Below are 17,464 nucleotides of genomic sequence, written 5' to 3' on the forward strand. Positions count from 1 at the left end.
TTTTTGATAGGATTAATACAATCTTTAAATGAAGAATTATGTGGGTATTTATGGGGTAATTTTTACAAATAAGTTTCTTTAATTTGTTATCTTTGAGAGACCTCAAAATAAAATATGCTAAGAAATAGCTTTTTTATTAAGAAGGATAATGATTAAAGGTAAGCTGAAAACTTTATAGAGTAAGCATGATTTTAATACATATTTATGGAAAATTCTTTATTTAAAAAAGTAAAAAAAGCTATTGATTACTGGTATATCCCATTGTTAGTGGGCATACTTTTCGTTGGAATCGGAATTTGGTCTTTTATAACACCTTTAGCTGCATATTTAACTCTTGCATTTCTTTTTAGTATTTCATTTCTGGGAAGTGGAATTTTTGAAGTCATTTTTGCACTTTCAAACAGAAAAAAAATAGATAATTGGGGTTGGACCTTAGCATCAGGGATCTTAGGTTTAGTAGTAGGGATATTGCTAATTTCTAATCCATTAATTTCGATTACAATCCTTCCGTTATATGTAGGATTTGTGATCTTATTTCGTTCTATTATGGCTATAGTTATTGCTTTTGATTTAAAGAGCTATGCGGTGCCTGATTGGGCGAATCTTTTGGTTTTAGGGATTCTAGGAATTATATTTTCATTTATATTATTGTGGAATCCTATTTTTGCAGGGCTTTCATTGGTATATTGGACAGCTTTTGCATTTATTGCAATTGGAGTTTTTTATATTTATTTCTCTTTCAAATTGAAAAAAATACATAATATTTCTGAGAAGCTACATTAAAAGATGATTTTATAAAGATTGTTTTGGGATACTCAAAACAATAAAACAATAAATCGAAAGTATTTCAATTAGTATAAATTAATTGTATAATACTTTCGATTTCTTATTTTTACAGAAGTAGAATTAATGTGTTGAGTGCCGTTAAGTTCTTTTCTTTTCAATCTTTAAAATAATAAAATGAAATATAATAGATGCGGAAAAAGTGGTTTGTTATTACCGCAGATTTCTTTGGGATTATGGCATAATTTCGGTTCAGTAGATAATTTTGAGAATGGTGAAAGTATCATTAAAGAAGCTTTTGATAAAGGAATAACACACTTTGATTTAGCCAATAATTATGGACCAGTTCCTGGATCGGCTGAAGAAAATTTTGGGAAAATTCTATGGCATAATTTTCAAGGAAACTTACGAGATCAAATTGTAGTTTCTACCAAAGCAGGTTATACGATGTGGGATGGACCTTATGGTGATTGGGGTTCTCGTAAATATTTGCTATCGAGCTTAGATCAAAGTTTAAAACGTATGAAACTAGACTATGTAGATATTTTTTACTCTCATCGTTTTGACCCCGAAACACCTTTGGAAGAAACAATGATGGCTTTGGATTATGCAGTACGAAGTGGAAAAGCTTTATATGCAGGAATATCCAATTATAATGCTGAGCAAACTAGAGAAGCAACTGCAATTTTGAAGCAATTAGGAACACCATGTTTGATACATCAGGTTAAGTATTCTATGTTTGTTCGTGAAGCCGAAGCTGGATTGCTAGATGTTCTTGAAGAAAAAGGTGTGGGTTGTATTGCATTTTCACCCCTTGCACAAGGACTTTTAACAGATAAATACCTGAAAGGGATTCCAGAGAATTCCAGAGCTTCAAATCCAAACGGCCATTTGCAACTAGAAGAAGTGTCAGAACAAAAAGTGCAAAAAATAATTGCCTTAAATGAGATTGCTAAAAAAAGAAATCAATCTTTAGCACAAATGGCATTGGCATGGTTACTAAAAGACAATCGAATAACATCAGTTTTAATTGGTGCAAGTTCAGTAGGACAGTTAAATAATAATATAGATAGTTTGCAAAATCTTAATTTCTCCCCAGAGGAATTAAAAGCGATTGAAGCCATTTTGGGGTAGGACTAATGTAGAAATGTATTATTCCTCATTTCTAAAAAAAATGTAGTTTTAAAAAGAAATTTAAAAAAAAAAAAACAAAAATCCCAATCTAAATATTCAGATTGGGATTTTTTATTGCTTTAGGCTTAAGCCAAATAAAATTATTTCTTTTTTGTAGGTTTTACAGGTGCATCAAAAATACCTGGAATTGCAGTCATTTCAGCAATTTTCACAATAACATCAGTTGCTTTTTGCATACTTTCTACAGGAACATACTCGTATTTTCCATGAAAGTTATGACCCCCAGCAAAAATATTAGGGCAAGGTAATCCTTTGTATGATAATTGTGAGCCATCAGTTCCACCTCTAATAGGTTTAATTAATGGTTTTATGTTTAATTCTTTCATTGCTTTCTCTGCAATATCAACAATATGTTTTACAGGTAAAACCTTTTCTTTCATATTGTAGTATTGGTCATTTATTTCGGTAATTACGATTGGTTCCCCGAATTTTTTAGCAAACTTATGATTGATTTTTTTAGTGATTCTTTCAATTAATTTTTTACGTCTTTCGAATCTTTTTGCGCTATGGTCTCTAATGATAAGCTCAAGAACAGTTTCTTCGATAGTTCCAGTTATGTGATGTACGTGAAAAAAACCTTCATAACCTTTGGTTTCTTGAGGAGTTTCTCCTTTAGGTAATTCGTTAATAAACTCATTAGCAATAAGCAATGAATTAATCATCTTTCCTTTGGCATAACCAGGATGTACACTTTTGCCTTTAAAAGTAATTTTAGCACCAGCAGCATTAAAGTTTTCGTACTCAAGCTCACCAATCTGACTTCCGTCCATGGTGTAAGCCCATTCTGCACCAAATTTTTCTACATCAAAATGATGTGCACCACGACCAATTTCCTCATCAGGAGTAAAACCAACTCTAATTTTACCGTGTTTAATATCTGGATTTTTAATTAGGAATTCCATTGCAGATACAATTTCTGTAATTCCAGCTTTATCGTCAGCGCCTAATAGCGTAGTTCCGTCGGTTGTAATTAAGGTTTGACCTTTATATTGTAATAAATCCTTGAAGTAACTTGGAGATAAAATAATGTTTTGCTCTGCATTCAGTACAATGTCTTTACCGTCATAATTAGGAATAATTTGAGGTTTTACATTGGCTCCTGTAAAATCTGGAGAAGTATCAAAATGAGAAATAAAACCAATAGTAGGTACAGCGTGCTCTACATTACTTGGTAGAGTAGCCATGATATACGCTTTGTCATCGATAGTGACATCATGCATACCAATAGTTTTTAATTCTTCTGCTAGTTTATTAGCAAGGTCCCATTGTTTAGCAGTACTAGGAGTAGATTGTGAATTTGGATCAGACTCTGTATCAATTGTTACATAACTAATAAATCGATCTATAATATGTTGCATTTCTTTATTTTTTTAGCAAATATAGACAATTTTTTTAGCTGTCTTATTTTAGATTAAAAACATCCTGATGGAAATAAAAAACGATTTTCTTTTATGATGGAATCTTTTTTGGACTGATTTTATTTTTAAATGCTCTTTACACATCTAAAACCTAGATGGTTTGCAGGAGAGCGTATTTCTCCTTTTCCTCTGGTGCCTACCATATATCGAGTGCAATATCGATCAGTACATAAAAAGGAACCACCGCGATGTACTTTTTTATAAAGACCAGGTTCAGACGGATCATTACTCATTTCAGGTCCTTGCGGATTTTTAGTTACTTTTCCACTTTCAGCTAATGATTTGTAATAGTCTACGCCATACCAATCATTTACCCATTCCCAAACATTTCCGGCCATATCGTATAGTCCGTAGGCATTTGGTGCGAATTGTGCTGTTGGCGCAATTCCTATAAATCCATCTTCTCCAGTATCACCATCCTTAACAGGAAAATGACCTTGATATATATTGGCCTGAAATTTCCCTTTTGGTTTTAAAGTGTTTCCCCATGCATATAATTCTCCAGTTTTGCCACCTCTAGCTGCAAATTCCCATTCTGCTTCACTAGGAAGTCTTTTTCCTGCCCATTTAGCATATGCAAGCGCATCTTCGTAAGTAACTTGTACAACAGGATATTTTTCTTTGCCTTTTATTGTACTTTCAGGTCCTTCAGGATGTCTCCAATTAGTTCCACCAATATAAGCCCACCATTGTAAGAAGTTGTCTAAACTAACAGACGTAGAAGTAGGCGTAAACACTACAGAACCTGTAATTAAATCTTCTTCAGCAACCGTAGGAAATTCTTCTTTAGTTGGTTTTTGTTCAGCAACAGTAATATATCCCGTTGCATTTACAAACTGCTCAAATTGCTCATTGGTAACTTCAGTTTCGTCCATCCAATAGCCATCTACATACACGCGATGTATTGGAGCAGCATCTTTGGTTACTCCTTTTATACTGCATAGGCTTTCGTCAGCAACATTACTTCCCATTGAGAATTCCCCTCCAGGAATCCAAACCATGCCTTTTGGGGCTTTATAAGGAGCTGTCTTTTTGTTTGTAATTGTTGGTTTAAATTTAGGTTGAGATGAAGTTGTTTGAATTTGATTGCATTCTAACGTCAGATTTTCTTCAGCAGGTTTTGTGAATTTTGTATAGCCAAAGCTAATAAATAGAATACCAGAGGCTATTATTCCGAATGACCAAAACTTACTTACTTTTTTCATTAATTCTATAGATTTAGTATGGTTTTATTTTTAAGAAATAAAAGTACAATAAAAAACTTTATGCAACATAAAATAGTAAGCTGTTTTTTTACATAAATTAGATGCGTTTTAGTATATTATAATTAAATTTGCAGCCACAAAAACAACAACACACTTATGTATAAATTGCTTATTCGTCCGATACTTTTTATGTTTGATCCAGAGGAAGTTCATTATTTTACTTTTTCATTTGTTAGGTTTATTTCAAAAATACCAGGAGTTTCATCGATTATAAAAGCGATCTACAAAGAAAATGACCCTCGTTTAGAACGAGAAGTTTTTGGAATAAAATTTAGTAATCCAGTTGGACTGGCTGCAGGATTTGATAAAGATGCTAAATTATATAAAGAGCTTTCTGATTTTGGTTTCGGATTTATAGAAATAGGTACTGTAACCCCAGTTGGGCAAGAAGGTAATCCTAAAAAGAGATTATTTCGTTTAAAAGAAGATCAAGCAATTATTAATCGAATGGGATTTAATAATGGTGGTGTTATCGAAGCAGTAGAGCGATTAAAACAAAATAAAGGTGTTTTAATTGGAGGAAACATTGGTAAAAATAAAGTGACTCCAAATGAAAATGCAGTCGATGATTATATTATATGTTTTGATGCTTTATTTAATCATGTTGATTATTTTGTAGTGAATGTAAGTTCTCCAAATACACCAAACTTGAGAGCTTTACAAGATAAAGAGCCTTTGACACAATTATTGCAAACATTACAAGATAGAAATGTAACGCATGCAAAACCAAAGCCAATTTTGTTAAAAATCGCACCAGATTTAACCGATGAGCAATTGTTAGATATTATTGATATTATTAAAACAACACAAATTGCAGGTGTAATTGCAACCAATACGACAATTTCTAGAGAAGGATTACAGTCAGCAAATAAAGAAGAAATGGGTGGTTTATCAGGGAAACCGTTAACTCAAAGATCTACAGAAGTAATTCGTTTCCTCTCAGAAAAAAGCAATAAAGCATTTCCTATTATTGGAGTAGGTGGAATTCATACTGCTCAAGATGCTATCGAAAAATTAAATGCAGGAGCAAGTCTGGTTCAGTTATATACAGGTTTTATTTATGAAGGACCAGCTTTGATAAAAGCGATCAATAAAGCCGTTTTAAAAGGATTGTAACATCATTACTTGCACAATTAGGCCAGTAAGTAATGCAATTCCGAAACTTAAAAGAGTTCCTATAAGAACGTATTCTGTTAGTTTGCGGTCTTTAGCTTCTTTTAAATCACCAAATCTAAAGATAGATTTTGCAGCTAATAGAAAACCAATAGCTTCAAAATGTCCAGTGATTATAAAACAGAAAACAAATAGACGTTCTAATATGCCAATGTAATTTCCTGCATTGGCAAGAGAATTGTCAGTTCTGTTATTGTTTTCGGGAGTCCAAATAGAGATTAGGTTTCTAATGCAAATGGAAGTTGGTTTAGTTAAAAACAGAATTCCAGTTAGAATAACCCAGAATTGGTTATTAAATCCGAGAAAATCTATTTTTTGCTGATTGTATAAAAGTGCAATTGCAATTAAAACTATAAAATGAGCTATTTGGTCACCAATAAACCAAGCTCTTTTGGTGGATGCTTTCTGAAAATGAAGTTTCAAAAAGTCTATCCCCCCATGTGTAACTGCCAATAAAAGAGCGTACCATCCAAAGGATAATTCACCAACCAAAATCCAAGTTATAATACTGTGCAAAGCTGCGTGTATGTATAAATAAAAGCTTTTTTGTTTCTTAATTTCTTTATCAATAACCCATGAATTAGGTTGAAAAATAAAGTCTCCAAGCAGATGTGCCAAAAATAATTTTACAAATAGTATCATAAAGTTAATTCTTTTATTTGCGACCTAAAATAAGAGTCTAAATCCATTATTAAATCAAACTGTGCTCGTTTTTGTCTTCTACTTACAGCAGCTTGGTTAATGCCTAATTTTAAACCAATTTCTTCCTGTGATAATGCCGGATTTTGTATGGCGATTACTATAAATTCAGCAGCAGGGACTAGCCAGTTATCCATAAAAGTCAAACTTAAGCGTAACATCAAGTTGAGTTTTGTATCAAAATCAGTATTTCCAGATTTTAATGCCAAAGTTGTTTTTTGTTTTTTTAATCCTTCAAAAAGTTCCCCAGAATATATAAAAGCAGTTCCGTTACTTTCGGATATCTTCTTTTCTTTGTGTGTTTTATCTCCAAAACCAATGCTCATTCTGGCATCAAGCTTTAGAGTTCTCAAATATGCTTTTATTAATAAAGTTGATAATAAGGCATCTTCGGGATTCTTGATCTCTATCTGAAATTCATCACCACGATAAATTTCCCACTCACTTGGATTTTTGCCAAACTGACTAAATAGTTTTTTTAAACCATTAATCCAATCTTTGGGTTTTAGCTGTTTAGAGCCAATAATATCTCCTGTGATTATGCTTGTCATATCCAAATATAATTAAAAATTAAATATCATTTTGTTTGAAACCTTCTTTATTCTATATGTTTGTTCTTTAGTTATATGAGGTTGAAATTAACATTGTTAGAGTGTAAATATTACAAATATAAGTAATATTATTTGTTATTACGTTTTTGTGTAATATTTTATTTTATTACATTTTTGTGTAATAAAATAAACAAAGCGGATATTTTTTATTTAAATAAAAAAGACAGTAACTTAGCATTCAGAAACAGAGTAGCTTTGAGTAAAGAAATTAAGATTATCGAATGTCCACGAGATGCTATGCAAGGCATCAAAACATTTATTCCTACTAAGAATAAGGTTTCTTATATCCAGTCTTTATTGCGAGTGGGCTTTGATACCATTGACTTTGGGAGTTTTGTTTCTCCAAAAGCAATACCTCAAATGCAGGATACTGCTGCCGTTTTGGCGCAACTAGATTTGTCGCAGACAACTAGTAAGTTACTGGCGATCATTGCAAATACGCAAGGAGCAGAAATGGCCTCAGAGCATAAAGAAATTCATTATTTAGGGTTTCCATTTTCGATTTCAGAGAACTTTCAAATGCGGAATACGCATAAAACAATAGCTGAATCGATAATAACACTTCAGGAAATATTAGAAATAGCGGATAAAAAGAATAAAGAAGTTATAACGTATCTTTCGATGGGATTTGGAAATCCATATGGAGATCCTTGGAACGTGGAGATAGTAGGAGAGTGGACAGAGAAGCTTTCTAAAATGGGAGTAAAAACACTCTCGCTTTCTGATACTGTAGGTAGTTCAACGCCGGATATTATTACCTATTTGTTTTCCAGTCTAATTGCACAATATCCTCAAATTGAGTTTGGCGCCCATTTACATACCACACCAAGTACTTGGTTTGAAAAAATTGATGCTGCTTTTCATGCTGGTTGCCACCGTTTTGATGGGGCAATTCAAGGTTTTGGAGGGTGTCCAATGGCAACAGATAAGCTAACAGGTAATATGCCAACAGAAAAAATGGTATCCTATTTTACGGCACAAAAACAAAATACAAATATAAGAGCAATGAGTTTTGAAAGTGCCTATAATGAAGCTTCAAAACTATTTGGTGCCTATCATTAAACAATCATTAATTTTTTACAAGAAAGTAATAAGTAAGAATTAAAATCCGTTGTTTGCGTTATATTAAACTAAAACTAATTTTGCAATGAAACCGTATCCTCATAATATGTTTCTTAAGCTAATAACCGTTGCGATATTGTTTTGTTCGTGCGCGAGTGATTTAGATTTTGATCAAACTAAAGATCTTACTTTAAAGCCTGCCGTTGTTGCCAATCTAACTTATTTTGATGTTAAAGCAAATGAATTTATTGATAACGGAACAGAGCAAGATGTTTTTTTTGACGCAAAGGATTTTGATATATTTAGAGACAATTTTTTTAGAGATAATTTAAAGAAAGCCGAGTTTAATTTTGATATTGAAAATACAATATCTCGAGCTTACATTGTTAGTTTTGTTTTTTTGGACGAAAACAATCAGGTTATGCATGATACAGAAATAAATGTTCCTGCATACGCAAACATACCCAATAATGTAAAACATACAGATGTCTTCGAAAATGAAACGCTCGATTTATTAAAAAAATCAGTCAAGCTAGAAATAAGAATCACCATGTTGGCTGGAGCACCATTAACAGCAAATAGTTCAGGGAATTTAAAGTTACGTTCAGGAGCAACCCTTTACTTCGAAATAAAATGAGAAAAATTTATCTGATTTTATTATTAGTGGTAAGTATTTCTGGATTAGCGCAGAACAAGCAGGTTTTGTATAACTTTGCTACTATTCCGCAATCCTTACTTGTAAATCCAGGTACCGATATTTCTTATAAATATTATTTTGGAGTACCACTATTATCAGGTATCTCTGCAAATGTTGGTTCGAGTAGTTTCTCAGCATATGATTTATTTGCGAATAACAGAGTCGATTTTAATACTAAATTGAGAAATGCAGTAAATAAAGCATCTAAAAATGATATCGTTTCAGTCAACGAACAAATAGAATTGTTCTCAGGAGGGTTTAAGCTTGGAGGTCTTGAAGACAAAGGGTATATTTCGTTTGGAATTTACCAAGAAGCCGATTTTTTCATGTATGTACCCAAAGATTTAGCGCTATTGGCATTAGATGGGAATCAAAATTATATAGGAAAAAGATTTGATTTAAGTCAGTTAAGTGTCAAGGCCGAAGTGCTTTCTGTTTTTCATGTAGGATATCATAAAAAAATAAATAATAAGCTCATTTTGGGAGGAAGGGCTAAGTTATATTCAAGTGGATTAAATGCAACTTCAACCAAAAACTCAGGATATATTTATACGGGAATGTCAAATACAACAATGTATAACCAGATAATATCTTCTAATTTAGAGTTAAAATCATCTGGAATTGCTGAATATCTCGAAGATGATTATGATGGAAGTATCGCCTCAGATATTGCACATAAAACTTTTTTAGGAGGAAATTATGGAATTGGTTTCGATGCTGGAATAACTTATTATCCAAAAAAAAATATTCAGTTTACTGCAAGTATTATCGATGTTGGATTTATTCGCCATAGCAAAGAAGTAGAGAATTTCACTTATAAAGGGTATTACCAATATGAGGGAGTGAATCCTAATTTTACCAATCCCGATAAGCCAGAAAATGTATTCGATGAATTTGAAGCCGCAATCCCGCGAGATACACTTTATAATAAATACACCACTTGGCGTCCAGTCAAATTTAATTCGTCAATTCAGTATTCTTTTGGAAAATCTAGATCAAATGAAGAATGTAATTGTAAGCCATATAATGAAATAGAATATCTTAACGGAGTTGGTGTTCAGTTGTTTGCAATGTCTACGCCTAGAAGTCCACTGGTAGCTTTGACAGCATTTTATAGACGGACACTTTTTCAAAATCTACAAGTTAAAGCAACTTATACAATTGATTCTTATTCTTCAAAAAATATCGGATTTGGATTTTCAACCACCTTGGGTAAGTTTAATGTGTATGCCATGATCGATAATATTCTGGAATATAAAGATATCACAAAAGCGAATAGTGCCACATTTCAATTTGGTTTAAATTTTATTTTCAAAGAAAATTCTGAATACAATTAAGTTGTTTTTTATTAGAAGCTAATCCAGCTATTCACTGTAATCTTTATTGTTTTAAAGAAAAACAATAAAGGATTTTCGTTGCTATCTGGGCTAGGTGACTAGTGATTTTAAGGTCATTTTTAATGGAGATTTATTGTTAGAATTTATAAAAACAAAAATTTATAAATAGTATAACGTGTATGTTTTCAATTTATTTACTATATTTGCACGCAATTCAACTAGAAATTGCACCATGAAAGCACACAACTCCAAGATTATCGGCGAAGGTTTAACTTACGACGATGTATTATTAGTACCTAACTACTCTAATGTGCTTCCTCGCGAAGTGAGTATCAAATCAAAATTTTCTCGAAATATTACACTAAACGTTCCAATCGTATCTGCAGCTATGGATACTGTTACCGAAAGTGCAATGGCAATTGCTATGGCGCAAGAAGGTGGAATTGGTGTTTTACATAAAAACATGACTATCGAGCAACAAGCTGGAAAAGTACGTAAAGTAAAACGTGCAGAGTCAGGAATGATAATCGATCCAGTAACTTTACCATTAAGTTCTACAATAGCTGATGCTAAAATGGCGATGAAAGAATTCGGAATTGGTGGAATCCCAATTGTTGACGAAAACAGAATCTTAAAAGGAATTGTTACCAATCGTGACTTACGTTTCGAAAAAAATGGAGCAAGACCAATTGTAGAGGTTATGACAAAAGAAAATTTGGTAACTGTAGCCGAAGGAACTTCATTAGAACAAGCCGAAGTAGTTTTACAAGGGCACAAAATAGAAAAATTACCAGTTGTTAATGCAAACTATGAATTAGTTGGATTAATCACTTTTAGAGATATCACAAAACTTACACAAAAACCAATTGCAAATAAAGATGTTTACGGGCGTTTGCGCGTTGCGGCTGCAATTGGAGTAACTGGCGATGCTGTTGATAGAGCTGCTGCATTAGTTGCTGCTGGTGTAGATGCTATTATTATTGATACAGCACACGGACATACAGAAGGTGTTGTAAATGTATTGAAAGAAGTAAAAAGCAAATTTCCAGGAATCGATGTTATCGTAGGTAATATAGCAACTCCAGAAGCTGCTAAGTATTTAGTAGACAATGGTGCCGATGGAGTAAAAGTTGGTATTGGACCAGGTTCAATCTGTACAACTCGTATTGTTGCAGGAGTTGGTTTTCCTCAATTTTCAGCAGTGTTAGAAGTAGCTGCAGCAATAAAAGGAACTGGCGTACCAGTAATTGCTGATGGAGGAATACGTTATACAGGAGATATTCCTAAAGCAATTGCAGCTGGAGCAGATTGTGTAATGTTAGGATCATTATTAGCAGGAACAAAAGAATCTCCAGGTGAAACTATTATTTTTGAAGGAAGAAAATTCAAATCTTACCGCGGAATGGGTTCGGTAGAGGCGATGCAAGGTGGTTCAAAAGACCGTTATTTCCAAGATGTTGAGGATGATGTTAAAAAACTAGTTCCAGAAGGAATTGTAGGTCGTGTTCCTTACAAAGGGGAGTTAAACGAAAGTATGCTTCAATTCATTGGTGGACTTCGTGCAGGAATGGGATATTGTGGTTCAAAAGATATTCCTACTTTACAAGAGTCAGGACGTTTTGTTAGAATTACTTCTAGCGGAATTACAGAGAGTCACCCTCATAACGTAACTATTACAAAAGAAGCTCCAAATTATTCAAGATAATTTAGAAGTTTTCATATAAAACAAAAGGCGTAAGATTTTTATTCTTATGCCTTTTTTGCTATTTCTTCGAGTATAGTGTTGTATAAGATATTTGATTCTGATTCATTTAAAACTTTTTTGGGATAGGAATAAAACACTTTTTTAATTGTATTATTGCTTGGTTTTGTAAGGATCCATTTTATTAATTCATTAATTCCAGAAGGAGTAATTATCCCAGAATCATTTTCAAATTTTGGACATTCTACGAAAACCCCACCATTTAGTCTTAGTACTGCTATTCTTTTTTCTGAATTTTGTTCTAAACCATAATGAATACTAAAAGATTGATTTTCTGCTATTATTGTTATTTGATTTCCATCAAATGTAGTTTGATCATATTCATAAAATACCCACCAAAAATAAGTTTTAAAATCTACTATAATTTTACGTTTCCCTTTTTTATTTATAGCCATAATAAAAGTCTTTCTTAGAAACATAAGTCTTTGGTTTTAATGTAAGTGCAATGTCTCAAAATTAAGTTTTAGGAGTTTTTAGTGTGTTTTAAATCAATCCTTTTATTTTGGCATGTTGTAATAATAAAATGGTTTTAGCGTCTTTTATTTCGCCTGTTGTAATCATATTGTATGCTTCATCAAAAGTCATTTCGAGTACTTCGATGTTTTCATTTTCGCTATCAAGTCCTCCGCCTTCACTAACTTTCATGCTTTGGTCATATTCTCCTGTAAATAAATATAAAATTTCGGTTACAGATCCAGGTGACATATAGGTTTCAATTACTTTGTCTACATTTTTTAAGCGATATCCTGTTTCCTCTTCAGTTTCTCTGATGATACATTCTTTGGGGTTGTCTTTATCTAATAGCCCAGCACAAACTTCAATCATCATTCCAGAATCATTTCCGTTAAGATAAGTAGGCATGCGAAACTGTCTAGTAAGAACTACTGTTTTCTTTTTTGAATTATAAAGTAAAATTGCAGCTCCATTTCCTCGATCGTATACTTCTCGGGTGTGAGTTTCTGGTACTCCATTATTCTTTTGGTAGTCAAAAGTTACTTTGTTTAATATGTACCAGTTATCAGATAGAAGCTTAGTTTCTGTTATTTTTATTTTAGGATTGCTCATGTGTCAATTTTTTTTAGCAAAAAAAAACGCTCTGAAATCCAGAGCGTTTAGTTTTTTTTATTTAAGTATCGTTTGTTTTCTGTCTGGACCTACAGAAACAATTTTGATAGGTACTTCAACTTCTTTCTCGATAAACTCGATATATTCTTTTAATTCAGCTGGTAATTCTTCATAAGTTGTCATTCCAGTTAAATCTGCTTGCCATCCTTTGAATTCTTTATAAACTGGAGTTACATTTTCAGGTTCGATATTATATGGGAAGTGAGAAATGTTTTTTCCTTTGTAATTATATTCAGTACACACTTTTAAAGTTTCAAATCCAGAAAGGACATCACCTTTCATCATCATTAATTGTGTAACACCGTTTACTTGAACAGCATATTTTAATGCTACTAGGTCTAGCCATCCGCAACGTCTTTGTCTTCCTGTTACTGAACCAAATTCGTTTCCGATTTTTGCCATTGTAGCTCCAACTTCGTCAAAAAGTTCAGTAGGGAAAGGACCGCTTCCTACACGAGTTACATATGCTTTAAAAATTCCGTAAACTTCTTTAATTTTGTTTGGTGCAATTCCTAGACCAGTACACGCTCCAGCAGCTGTAGTGTTAGATGATGTTACAAAAGGATATGTTCCAAAATCTACGTCTAATAAAGATCCTTGAGCACCTTCACATAAAATAGATTTACCTGCTTTTTGAGCTTGGTGCATATATTCTTCACTATCAATAAAATCTAATTTTTTTAATTCTTCGATAGCTTCAAAAAACTCTTTTTCAAGTTCTGCTAAGTTGTATTGAATAGCAACATCATAAAAAGCAATCATAGCTTCGTGTTTGTCTGCTAGTGCTCTATAGCGCTCTTTGAAGTCTTCTAATTCGATATCACCAACACGTAAACCATTTCTACCTGTTTTGTCCATGTAAGTTGGGCCAATACCTTTCAATGTAGAGCCAATTTTGGCTTTTCCTTTTGAGGCTTCTGAAGCAGCATCAAGTAGACGGTGCGTTGGTAAGATTAAATGTGCTTTTCTAGATATAATTAATTTGCTTTTGATGTCTAGATTGAATTTTTCTAAACCTTCAATTTCTTTTTGAAAAACTACTGGGTCAATTACAACTCCATTACCAATAATGTTAATAGACTTTTCATGAAAAATTCCTGATGGAATTGTTCTTAAAACATGTTTTATTCCGTCGAATTCTAAAGTGTGTCCTGCATTTGGTCCACCTTGAAAACGAGCAATTATGTCATAATTCGAGGTAAGAACGTCTACAATTTTTCCTTTACCTTCATCTCCCCATTGTAATCCTAGTAATAAATCTACGGTCATTCTTTTTTTAATTTTAATTGTCGAGGCGGTTTTGCCACCTGCTCAGATTAATTAGTTGTCTATTTTATTTGAATATTTTTGAGAGCAATCTTTTTGTTGATTGTCTATTTTTGTTTTTTGTTTCCGTAAAAATACAATGAATGATTCGTGATTTCGATATCAAATATTTCTTCGATTGTTTTTTTTATGGTCTGGATTCTAGGATCGCAAAATTCGATTACTTCACCAGAATCAGTCATAATGATATGATCGTGTTGTTTATCAAAATATGATTTCTCATAGTAAGCTTGATTTTGTCCAAATTGATGTTTACGAACTAAAGCACAATCTAATAATAATTCTATCGTGTTGTATAAAGTAGCTCTACTTACGCGATAATTTTTATTTTTCATTTTGATATACAAGTTTTCAATATCAAAATGTTCTTCACTATCATATATTTCCTGAAGTATAGCATAACGCTCAGGAGTTTTACGATGGCCTTTTTGTTCAAGATATAATGTAAAAACATTTTTTACAATTTCTTGATTTTTGTTGTTGTCAGTTGAAATGAGTGTCATATCCTGCAAAGATAATTTATTATTTTAAATGAATAAAAGTTTCCTGTTTAAAGTTTCACATTCAAATGTTTAATCGTAAAATTTCAGGGACTTACGTTCTGTATTCTCTGGTTACTTTCTCAACTCCATCAATTTTTTTGATATTGTTAATCATTTTCTTAAGTATTGAGTTGTTTCGTACAATTACGGCAATCTGGCCATGAAAAATCCCTGCATCAGTACTCAATGAGATGCTTTGGATATTTACGTTCATGTTATTAGAAATTACTTTGGTTAGTTGATTGGTTAGTCCCAAAACGTCCATTCCTGTAATATTTATAACTGCTTTGAATTCCTCTTGTGAAGAGTCAATCCATTTGGCGGTCATAATTCTATAGGCGTAGTTTGATTGCATGCCAATAGCATTAGGACAATCTTTTTTGTGAACTTTTATCCCTTCATTTATCGTTACAAATCCGAAAACATCATCACCAGGAATTGGGTTACAACATGGTGATAATTTGTAATCAAGTTTATCATGTTCTGTTCCAAAAACCAACATGTCATAATTACTACTAATTACAGGTTTGTGAATATCTGTATCGGCAGTGGTAGTACTGCTGTTGCGTTTTATTTTGTTTTTGAAGAAATTAATAAACGTATTGCTTTTTTGAGCAGCATAGTCTTTTAATTGCTGATTTTCGATTGCGCCAATTCCAACTCTATAAAATAAGTCTAAACTCGTTTTAAGTTTAAAGAAATTAACTAACTCGTTTATAACTTGTTCGTTAATAGTTATTTTTAAGTGTTTTAGTTTACGCGTAAGTAGTTCTTTTCCTTCCTCGGCAATCTTTTTGGTATTTTCGTTTAAAACGTTTTTAATTTTGGTTTTCGCTCGGGATGTGGTTACATAATCCAACCAGTTTATGGTTGGTTTTTGGTTTTGAGAAGTGATTACTTCAACCTGATCTCCACTTTTTAATTCGTAGTTAAGAGGTACTAATCGTCCGTTTACACGTGTCCCACGAGTTTTTATTCCTATTTCGGAGTGAATGCTAAAAGCAAAATCTAATGAAGTTGCTCCTTTTGGAAGCGATTTTATTTCCCCTTTCGGAGTAAATACAAAGATTTCTTTTGAATATAAATTCATTTTAAAATCTTCAACAAAATCTACTGCATTTGTTTCTGAGTTTTCTAAAGCTTCACGAAGCAGGTTTAGCCAAACATCAAGACCACTTTCTTCGGTGGCTCCGTTTTTATATTTGTAATGTGCCGCATATCCCTTCTCGGCGATTTCATCCATACGCTCACTTCGCACTTGTACCTCGATCCAGCGACCTTTTGGTCCCATAACAGTTATGTGTAAAGCCTCGTAACCAGTAGATTTTGGTGATGAAATCCAATCACGCAAACGGCTTGGGCTTGGTCGGTAATGGTCGGTTACGATAGAGTATATTTTCCAAGCCAGAAACTTTTCGTCATGTGGATTGGATTTATATACAATTCGAATGGCAAACTTATCGTAAACTTCATCAAAGCTTACGTTTTGTGCACGCATTTTTCTTCGGATTGAATAAATAGATTTCGGACGCCCTTTTATTATGTACTCAATTCCTTCTTCGTCCAAAGATTTCTTTAGCACATCCGAAATATCTTTGATGTAAGCATCTTGTTCTTCTTTAGTTTCTCGAATTTTACTTACGATATCATTATAAACTTCTGGTTCCGTATATTTTAATCCTAAATCTTCTAGTTTAGTCTTTATGTTATACAGCCCTAAGCGGTGAGCTAGTGGTGCATAAATGTATAAAGTTTCTGATGCAATTTTGGTTTGTTTGTATTCGGCCATTGAGTCCATCGTTTGCATATTATGCAAACGGTCGGCTAATTTTATCAAAATTACACGAACATCATCATTTAAGGTAAGGATCATTTTACGGAAATTTTCCGCTTGCATTGATGCATTTAGATCTCTCTGGACCATCGAAATTTTAGTTAATCCTTCTACAAGTTGTGCTACTTTTGGATTAAATAAACGCTCAATATCCTGAACTGTCAGAGGAGTATCTTCGACAACATCATGCAATAAGGCAGCAGCAATTGAGGTAGCTCCCAATCCTATTTCAGAAGCAACGATTTTTGCGACAGCAATAGGGTGGAAGATGTAAGCTTCACCTGATTTTCGTCTTTGTTCTTTATGAGCATCAACAGCAACATCAAAAGCTTTCCGAATTAATTTTTTGTCTGTAGGACTTAAAGTCTGGTAACTAATTCGAAGTAATTCTTTGTATTCCTGCGCAATTGCTTTATTCTCTTTTTCGATATCTATCTCTGTCATATGTACACCTAGTTCAATTCCCTAAAAATAAGAATAAGTTTCAATATACACAAGGGAATGAAAGTGTTTTAAATATTGAAAATAGAATAAAATGTTTAGAAAAATAAAAGCTTTCTAAGCATAAAAAAAAACACTATCCTGAAATAGTGTTGTGATTTTTAGTTTGTTATGTTTTGTTGCTTAAATTTTAAA

Annotated in this window: 16 protein-coding genes; 7 read left to right on the forward strand and 9 right to left on the reverse strand. The window is 32.7% G+C overall.

Annotation, left to right across the window (positions count from 1 at the left end; genetic code table 11):
- Positions 1-204 precede the first annotated feature (204 nt).
- Both EAG11_RS01655 and EAG11_RS01660 read left to right on the forward strand, forming a co-directional pair.
- Positions 205-783 (forward strand): HdeD family acid-resistance protein, encoded by a 579-nt coding sequence (locus EAG11_RS01655; protein ID WP_129537589.1) that lies wholly within the window; start codon positions 205-207, stop codon positions 781-783.
- A gap of 177 nt (positions 784-960) precedes the next feature.
- A complete protein-coding gene (locus tag EAG11_RS01660) occupies positions 961-1,917 on the forward strand; it encodes an aldo/keto reductase (RefSeq protein WP_129537590.1) in 957 nt (318 codons plus the stop codon).
- 140 nt (positions 1,918-2,057) lie between these two features.
- On the opposite strand, the gene pepT is transcribed toward EAG11_RS01660, so the two are convergent.
- Both pepT and EAG11_RS01670 read right to left on the reverse strand, forming a co-directional pair.
- Positions 2,058-3,335 (reverse strand): peptidase T, encoded by a 1,278-nt coding sequence (pepT, locus tag EAG11_RS01665; protein ID WP_129537591.1) that lies wholly within the window; start codon positions 3,333-3,335, stop codon positions 2,058-2,060.
- Positions 3,336-3,460: 125 nt separating this feature from the next.
- Positions 3,461-4,600: a formylglycine-generating enzyme family protein gene (locus EAG11_RS01670; protein WP_129537592.1), complete on the reverse strand. Its 1,140-nt coding sequence runs from the start codon at positions 4,598-4,600 to the stop codon at positions 3,461-3,463.
- Positions 4,601-4,756: 156 nt separating this feature from the next.
- Here EAG11_RS01670 and EAG11_RS01675 point away from each other — a divergent pair, with 156 nt between their 5' ends.
- Positions 4,757-5,776 carry a quinone-dependent dihydroorotate dehydrogenase gene (locus tag EAG11_RS01675; RefSeq protein WP_129537593.1) on the forward strand — a complete coding sequence of 340 codons (1,020 nt, stop codon included), beginning with the start codon at positions 4,757-4,759 and terminating at the stop codon, positions 5,774-5,776.
- Here EAG11_RS01675 and EAG11_RS01680 read toward each other — a convergent pair.
- Positions 5,762-6,475, reverse strand: a complete 714-nt coding sequence (locus EAG11_RS01680) for a DUF3307 domain-containing protein (protein ID WP_129537594.1) — start codon at positions 6,473-6,475, stop codon at positions 5,762-5,764. The two genes, EAG11_RS01675 and EAG11_RS01680, sit on opposite strands and share 15 nt — an antisense overlap.
- Entirely contained in the window at positions 6,472-7,083 is a 612-nt protein-coding gene (locus EAG11_RS01685) for a hypothetical protein (protein WP_129537595.1), read from the reverse strand. The genes EAG11_RS01680 and EAG11_RS01685 overlap by 4 nt, the downstream gene beginning before the upstream one ends.
- Positions 7,084-7,338: 255 nt before the next feature.
- On the opposite strand from EAG11_RS01685, the gene EAG11_RS01690 reads away from it, so the two are divergent.
- The 4 genes from EAG11_RS01690 to guaB all read left to right on the forward strand — a co-directional run bounded on the left by EAG11_RS01690 (position 7,339) and on the right by guaB (position 11,944).
- Positions 7,339-8,205, forward strand: coding sequence for a hydroxymethylglutaryl-CoA lyase (locus EAG11_RS01690; protein WP_129537596.1), 867 nt, complete (start codon positions 7,339-7,341; stop codon positions 8,203-8,205).
- Between the two features lie 85 nt (positions 8,206-8,290).
- Complete coding sequence (locus EAG11_RS01695) at positions 8,291-8,842, forward strand: hypothetical protein (protein ID WP_129537597.1); 552 nt, start codon at positions 8,291-8,293, stop codon at positions 8,840-8,842.
- Positions 8,839-10,239 carry a DUF5723 family protein gene (locus tag EAG11_RS01700; RefSeq protein ID WP_129537598.1) on the forward strand — a complete coding sequence of 467 codons (1,401 nt, stop codon included), beginning with the start codon at positions 8,839-8,841 and terminating at the stop codon, positions 10,237-10,239. Before EAG11_RS01695 ends, EAG11_RS01700 begins: the two co-directional genes overlap by 4 nt.
- Before the next feature lie 232 nt (positions 10,240-10,471).
- The gene (gene guaB, locus EAG11_RS01705; protein ID WP_129537599.1) at positions 10,472-11,944 is read left to right on the forward strand and encodes an IMP dehydrogenase; all 1,473 of its coding nucleotides are present in this window, start codon (positions 10,472-10,474) and stop codon (positions 11,942-11,944) included.
- A gap of 44 nt (positions 11,945-11,988) precedes the next feature.
- On the opposite strand, the gene EAG11_RS01710 is transcribed toward guaB, so the two are convergent.
- From EAG11_RS01710 to EAG11_RS01730, 5 genes are all read right to left on the reverse strand, one after another.
- Positions 11,989-12,396 carry a hypothetical protein gene (locus EAG11_RS01710; RefSeq protein ID WP_129537600.1) on the reverse strand — a complete coding sequence of 136 codons (408 nt, stop codon included), beginning with the start codon at positions 12,394-12,396 and terminating at the stop codon, positions 11,989-11,991.
- Between the two features lie 88 nt (positions 12,397-12,484).
- The gene (gene nudK / locus EAG11_RS01715) at positions 12,485-13,066 is read right to left on the reverse strand and encodes a GDP-mannose pyrophosphatase NudK (protein ID WP_129537601.1); all 582 of its coding nucleotides are present in this window, start codon (positions 13,064-13,066) and stop codon (positions 12,485-12,487) included.
- A gap of 57 nt (positions 13,067-13,123) precedes the next feature.
- Positions 13,124-14,395, reverse strand: coding sequence for an adenylosuccinate synthase (locus tag EAG11_RS01720; RefSeq protein ID WP_129537602.1), 1,272 nt, complete (start codon positions 14,393-14,395; stop codon positions 13,124-13,126).
- A 104-nt stretch (positions 14,396-14,499) separates the two neighbouring features.
- Entirely contained in the window at positions 14,500-14,955 is a 456-nt protein-coding gene (locus tag EAG11_RS01725) for a Fur family transcriptional regulator (protein WP_035618963.1), read from the reverse strand.
- Positions 14,956-15,046: 91 nt separating this feature from the next.
- Positions 15,047-17,272 carry a bifunctional (p)ppGpp synthetase/guanosine-3',5'-bis(diphosphate) 3'-pyrophosphohydrolase gene (locus tag EAG11_RS01730; protein WP_129537603.1) on the reverse strand — a complete coding sequence of 742 codons (2,226 nt, stop codon included), beginning with the start codon at positions 17,270-17,272 and terminating at the stop codon, positions 15,047-15,049.
- Between the last annotated feature and the right edge of the window lie 192 nt (positions 17,273-17,464).

It is taken from the genome of Flavobacterium sp. 140616W15 (assembly GCF_003668995.1).
GTDB lineage: Bacteria > Bacteroidota > Bacteroidia > Flavobacteriales > Flavobacteriaceae > Flavobacterium.